Below are 4,130 nucleotides of genomic sequence, written 5' to 3' on the forward strand. Positions count from 1 at the left end.
CATGTTGGTTTTGGTCATCGGGGTCTCCGTAGGGTTCGTGGTTGAAGCGTCGAAACTCCACCTCGACCATACACCTCGATGGCCACCCGGGATTGCACCGATGAAGGCGCAGAAATTACACCACGTCCTCGGACGCTAACCCAGCTTGCCCCAGCGGGCATTGTGGTGGGGCGAGATTAAGCAGTTAATTCGGAAGCCCGCATGGCCCTTCACCTCGGGCACCGTCGCGCGCCAGCGGCCTTTCGCCACCATCGCAGGCTTGTGCCGCTCTTGGATGACGCAGCCGCAGCCGGGACAGGTCCATGCCGCTTTATCAGGCTGCGCCTCGGGCCAAGTAATCTGAGCCCACTGCACCTCATGGAAGCCGTCGCATTCCGGACAGAGCACCTCGAAGATGCGTTGATCGGATTCACCATACAGACGGGTGATCGGGCCGAAATCGAAGATTGGAGTCGAGCCGGCGAGGATCTTGCGGTCGCGGAAGGTCAGCGTGCGCATCTCTGCCAGCTTTATGGGGTCGCCTTCTTGCGTGACCTCGCAACCGTCGATTTCGTCCATGGCGAGAAAGCGCGTCGTATGCCGGCGCAGGTTACGCGGGCTCGCCTTTCACATCGATCCCGGCTGCGCCGTCTTGCCGATACTCTTGCCCGTCGCTGTGCCGAAAATAGAGATGACGCCCGGTGCCGGATAAGGTCTGTTGGATCATCGGCGAGGCAGTTTCAGGATCGATGCCGCGCGACCGCGCTGCGGCAATGCCGTCTTTGCCGTTCTTCACGTCCAGGTCGAGAACAGCAATGCCGCTGGCGGATCCTGTCCGAAATCCGACAAGGGCGCTTGGCCACTGGCGCCACCATGCCTCAATCGTGGCAGGGTCGCATGTGGCGTCTCGGAAGCCGTGTGCCGTGTGGGGGCTTTTGACGTTCGGGCCGCTGGCCTTGCATGGAAAGACCGGCAACCCTTGCCGGGCGAGGTGCAGGGCGATGGCGACATGGGCAGGCCCCGGCAGAGCGTCGATCAGGATATCGGGATCGAACGGTTGCGCGGAATCAGTCTGTGCTTTATTGTTCATCTGGATACCAAAATCAGGGCCGCGGAGGTGCAAACTCCGTGGCCCATTTTCTTTGGCATCATGCTTCGGATAAATGGGCCGTGGCCGTTATCCCGAAACTCTACCTCACAGCGCCGCCGCGAGTCCACAAATCATTGAAAATAAACATACTTTCACATTTAATGTGATAGCTATATCAGGATATCCGGGTCTGCCTTTTGGGCTTCGAGCACGCCCTTTGCCTTGGCCACGTCGAGAACATCCGAATACCATTGCATAAGTTTCGCCCGCTCTTCGAGGTGTAGCGCCCGGTTATATGCAGCCCGGACTTTGTTTCGCGGCGCGTGGGCAAGCTGACGCTCGATAGCGTCCGGGTTCCATAGATTGGAGTCGTTGGCAATCGTGCTGAATGTTGACCGGAAACCATGCGGCACCACGATTCCAGTGCCCATCAGTTTGTTGATTGCCTTCCCCATCGTATCAGCCTTCAGATCGGCGAAGCGGCCCCCTGCCCCGGCCAGTCCCTTCAGTTCGCGCAGAAGAGCCAAGGCTTGCGTCGACAGGGGCACGATATGATCGCGTTCCATCTTCATGCGCACCGCTGGTATGATCCACCGATCGCCGCTCACCTCAGCCCAGCGGGCGCCGATCAATTCGCCTGGCCGCACGGCGGTGTGCATCAGAAGCCGGATCGAAAGATTGGTGACGCGATCCATTTGGCTGCCCGATAGCCTGCCGAAGAAGCTGGGCAACTGGTCCGCCGACAGCGCCGGGCGCGGGATCTGCTTAGATGCTTTTGGCATCGCCTTTGAAAGCCCGATCGCCGGGTTAATCTCGGCAAGGTCGGACGCGACGGCGAAAGTCCAGATGCTGCCAGCGTACACTCGTGCGCGCTTCGCCGAATCTGGCGACTCAATTTTTCGCAGCACCTCCAGCAACTCGCGCGGGGTCACGTCGCGAATACCCCTCTCGCCCAAATCGGGCAAAAGGAAACGTTCGACGCGCGACCAGACGCGGCTGGCGTGGGTCTCCTTCCACCCGATAGCCTGCGCCTTGAACCATTCTTGCGCGACGGCTGCAAACCGGTCTGAGCCGTCTTCGGCAGGCGCCGCCCCTTTTGGGTCACGGCCAAGTCGGATCGCCATGCGGGCATCAAGTGCCGTCCGGCGCGCCTCCGACAGTTTTACAGCAGGGTATTCCCCGATCGAAAGAGTCCGTTGTTTGCCGTGGATCCGATAGCTGAGCCGGAATGTCTTTCGACCGCTCGGCAGCACTTCAAGATAGAGCCCGCCCATATCGTGCATTCTGTACAGTTTTACAGCAGGCTTTGCATGCCTGCACGCACTATCATTGAGTTCACCCATGGTTCGAATCCATATCTGAGTTTTCGCACCAGGTTTTTACATCACACTTACAGCAATCGGCGCAATCAGAAAGGCTGGTACATCGACAAGAATCCAAAAAAACGTCCAGCAAATGCTAGGAAAATTGGAAACATGAGGATGCATCAGGATGTATGAAAATGGGGGGATGGTGGGCGGTGAGGGGTTCGAACCCCCGACATCCTCGGTGTAAACGAGACGCTCTACCAGCTGAGCTAACCGCCCCCTGCGCAGGTTCTATCCCGCCGCGCCGCCCGGCGCCAGCCCCTGCTGGCCGCCTTCGGGCCGCCATGTCTGGTGCCGGCCCGCGCGGATGACATGCATGCTGCCCTGCTCCACCGGCAGGGACCCGAGTTCGCAAAGCGGCCGCGCCATCGCCACGATCCGCAACATCCGCAACGTGATACCATGAGTCACGATCACTGCGGGCCCAGGCAATCCGTGAAGAAAATCAGAAACCCGTGCGGCCAGCCCCGCGAAATGCTCGCCTCCCGGAGCCCGATCATACCATGCCAGCCGGTGGCCTGCGAAGATCTCTGGATGATCGCGCCGCGATTCTTCGATCCTCCGGCCCGAGAATTCGCCCACATCGATCTCGGCCAGACGCGGGTCGGTTGCGAAATTGCCGGCACCGAAGAGAATCGTCGCTGTCTCGACCGCGCGGCCCTGCGGGCTGGACAGCCAAATCCCCTCGATCGACGCAACCAGCGGCGCCAGGCGGCGCGCCTGCCCCCTGCCCGTCTCGGTCAGCGGCGAATCCAGCCTGCCCTGCATCCGTCCCTCGCGGTTCCAGACCGATTGACCGTGTCGGATCAGATATAGATCGGGATACATCGAACCGGACCTCTCATCGCTTGCTCGGTGCCCGCTGCGCGAGGGCTGACTGGGTCCAGCCCTTGGCCCACCCCAGGGTGAACGGGCCCGCACGGGCGTCCATATCACCCGACGCGTCAAGCAACCCTCTATTCCACAGGCTTCCGGAAGGGCGCAATTGTCCGAGTGCAAATACCGTGGCGATTCACGAGCACCGGAAGCCGCATCCTGCCAGACGCTCACGCTGCCGAGATCCCATCAAAAAACTTCGCAAATCCTCTGGACGCCTTCGTGGACCATTGCTATACGGCCCCCGTGTTCCGGCGTAGCTCAGCGGTAGAGCAGTTGACTGTTAATCAATTGGTCGTAGGTTCGATCCCTACCGCCGGAGCCAAAGATTTCAAGGACTTAGCGCTTATCCGCTAAGTCCTTTTTCTTTTCGAGTACAGAATAAGTACAGCAAACACTGCGTGGATCGACGCTTCCGGGTTTCGACCAGGTCAGCTGAGTAGTCCTACACCTCAGTTCGGGAAGCATGAGCCTAAGAGCCTGACCCTTTCTGTTGCTCGAAAGCGTAAGGCAGGAGGAATAGCGACCGGACGGATAAGTTGCGATTTCTTTGCTTCTTCAACCTGTTGTCGGAAGTTCGGCGTTCCCACGGTTTGAACCGCGCCGGGTTTTCCGGAGGCTGATTTGTCTTAGTTACGCGGCCATGTCTGATCTTTCCAGAGCGGCATAGAAGTTTACCTCGGCCTCTGCTGGCGGGATGTTACCGATGGGTTCCAGCAAGCGTCTGTTGTTGAACCAATCGACCCATTCGAGGGTGGCATATTCCACGGCTTCAAAGCTGCGCCATGGCCCGCGTCTGTGAATGACTTCTGCTTTGA

Annotated in this window: 4 protein-coding genes, 2 tRNA genes and 1 pseudogene; 1 reads left to right on the plus strand and 6 read right to left on the minus strand. The window is 59.4% G+C overall.

The features are described from left to right. Positions 1 to 135: 135 nt before the first annotated feature. The 5 genes from AC13CR_RS00095 to AC13CR_RS00115 all read right to left on the minus strand — a co-directional run bounded on the left by AC13CR_RS00095 (position 136) and on the right by AC13CR_RS00115 (position 3,264). On the minus strand, positions 136 to 558 hold the full coding sequence (locus tag AC13CR_RS00095; RefSeq protein ID WP_446247447.1) for a phage terminase large subunit family protein: 423 nt from the start codon (positions 556 to 558) through the stop codon (positions 136 to 138). A 31-nt stretch (positions 559 to 589) separates the two neighbouring features. Beyond that, the gene (locus tag AC13CR_RS00100) at positions 590 to 1,069 is read right to left on the minus strand and encodes a bifunctional DNA primase/polymerase (RefSeq protein WP_446247448.1); all 480 of its coding nucleotides are present in this window, start codon (positions 1,067 to 1,069) and stop codon (positions 590 to 592) included. Positions 1,070 to 1,239: 170 nt separating this feature from the next. Then, complete coding sequence (locus tag AC13CR_RS00105; RefSeq protein WP_446247449.1) at positions 1,240 to 2,412, minus strand: tyrosine-type recombinase/integrase; 1,173 nt, start codon at positions 2,410 to 2,412, stop codon at positions 1,240 to 1,242. A 167-nt stretch (positions 2,413 to 2,579) separates the two neighbouring features. Continuing rightward, positions 2,580 to 2,655 (minus strand) — tRNA-Val (locus AC13CR_RS00110). Positions 2,656 to 2,667: 12 nt separating this feature from the next. Further along, on the minus strand, positions 2,668 to 3,264 hold the full coding sequence (locus AC13CR_RS00115) for a histidine phosphatase family protein (protein ID WP_446232926.1): 597 nt from the start codon (positions 3,262 to 3,264) through the stop codon (positions 2,668 to 2,670). A 298-nt stretch (positions 3,265 to 3,562) separates the two neighbouring features. Here AC13CR_RS00115 and AC13CR_RS00120 point away from each other — a divergent pair. Further along, a tRNA-Asn gene (locus AC13CR_RS00120) sits at positions 3,563 to 3,637 on the plus strand. A 308-nt stretch (positions 3,638 to 3,945) separates the two neighbouring features. Here the strand turns inward: AC13CR_RS00120 and AC13CR_RS00125 are convergent. After that, a pseudogene (locus AC13CR_RS00125) lies at positions 3,946 to 4,130 on the minus strand (IS3 family transposase); the annotation flags it as partial.

The sequence above is a fragment of the Paracoccus sp. L-17 genome, assembly GCF_056857655.1.

Bases quoted from the DNA above. Each gene is read 5' to 3' on its own strand.
- AC13CR_RS00095 (WP_446247447.1), bottom strand. From the start codon at position 558: ATGGACGAAATCGACGGTTGCGAGGTCACGCAAGAAGGCGACCCCATA.
- AC13CR_RS00100 (WP_446247448.1), bottom strand. From the start codon at position 1,069: ATGAACAATAAAGCACAGACTGATTCCGCGCAACCGTTCGATCCCGAT.
- AC13CR_RS00105 (WP_446247449.1), bottom strand. From the start codon at position 2,412: ATGGGTGAACTCAATGATAGTGCGTGCAGGCATGCAAAGCCTGCTGTA.
- AC13CR_RS00115 (WP_446232926.1), bottom strand. From the start codon at position 3,264: ATGTATCCCGATCTATATCTGATCCGACACGGTCAATCGGTCTGGAAC.